The sequence below is a fragment of the Nocardia sp. NPDC004722 genome, assembly GCF_053601505.1.
The window spans coordinates 1-1,360 of the sequence record NZ_JBSGBY010001073.1 but is presented as its reverse complement, the minus strand read 5'-3'; the positions used below and the strand labels follow the sequence as shown (position 1 = coordinate 1,360).

Below are 1,360 nucleotides of genomic sequence, written 5' to 3'. Positions count from 1 at the left end.
ACGTCAGCCCGACGTCACCGGCGCGGTGGTGGGGTTGTCGGAGCTGCCGAACCGAATCCCCTTGGCCTCCTTGCCGATCGAGGTGAGGATGGCGACGGCCAGGAACACCGGGACCGCCGTCACCGCCAGCGCGAAGGGGTAGCCGTGGGATTCGGCCAGGCGCTCCTGGATCGGCAGGTTCAGCGAGGCCAGCAGATTGCCGAGCTGATAGGTGACGCCGGGGTAGAAACCGCGGATGGCATCGGGCGACATCTCGGTGAGGTGCGCGGGGATGACACCCCACGCGCCTTGCACGGCCACCTGGATCAGGAAGGAGCCCAGGCAGAGCATGGCCGCGGTGTGGGAGTAGGCCCACAACGGCACGATCGGCAGACCCAGCAGCGCGCAGAAGATGATCGTGTAGCGGCGGCCGTACTTCTGCGACAGGGTGCCGAAGACCAGGCCGCCGATGATCGCGCCGATGTTGTAGATGACCGCGATCCACTTGGCGGTGACCGTGGACAGGCCCGCGCCGCCGTGCTGGGTGGCCGACAGGAATGTCGGGTACACGTCCTGGGTGCCGTGGCTCATCCAGTTGAAGGCGGTCATGAGGATGACCAGGTAGATGAACCGGCGCACGATCGCGGGGTTGGTGATGATGTCTCGGAACGAGGTTCGCGTGGAATGCAGGCGCTCCCGGGTGGATTCCCAGACCTCGGATTCACGCACGCGCGCCCGCAGGATCAGGATGATCAGGGCCGGGATGATCGACAGACCGAACAGCCAGCGCCACGACAGGTCGAGCCAGTTGGTGACCAGCAGTGAGGCGAGCGAGGCGAGCAGATAGCCGAAGGAGTAGCCCTCCTGCAGCAGGCCGGAGAAGAAGCCGCGGCGTTCGACAGGGATCTTCTCCATGGCCAGCGCCGCGCCCAGACCCCATTCACCGCCCATGCCGATGCCGTAGATCATGCGCAGGATCACCAGGATGGTGAAGTTCGGCGCGAACGCGCACAGGAAGCCGACCACCGAATACAGCGCGACATCGACCATCAGTGGGATGCGCCGCCCGATCCGGTCGGCCCACAACCCGAAGATCAGCGCGCCCACCGGCCGCATGATCAGGGTGGCCGTGGTGATGAACGCGACCTCGCTCTTCTGCATGTGGAAGCTCTTGGCGATATCCGCGTAGACGAAGACTACGAGGAAGTAATCGAAGGCGTCCATGGTCCAGCCGAGCTGGGCGGCGATGAATGAGTTGCGTTGGTCCGGTGTGAGTCGAGTGCGTATCGCCATCATGCCGCGATCCTGTCGTCGAGTACCGCTGCGTTCGACGACGAGAACCCGACCGGTCCCCATCCGGCGCAGCAAACCAGTCAATCAT

The 1,360-nt window shown here is 64.9% G+C and carries 1 protein-coding gene; it reads right to left on the bottom strand.

Annotated elements, in window-relative coordinates; genetic code table 11:
• Positions 1 to 3 precede the first annotated feature (3 nt).
• A complete protein-coding gene (locus ACWELQ_RS45790; RefSeq protein ID WP_452403209.1) occupies positions 4 to 1,272 on the bottom strand; it encodes an MFS transporter in 1,269 nt (422 codons plus the stop codon).
• Positions 1,273 to 1,360 lie beyond the last annotated feature (88 nt).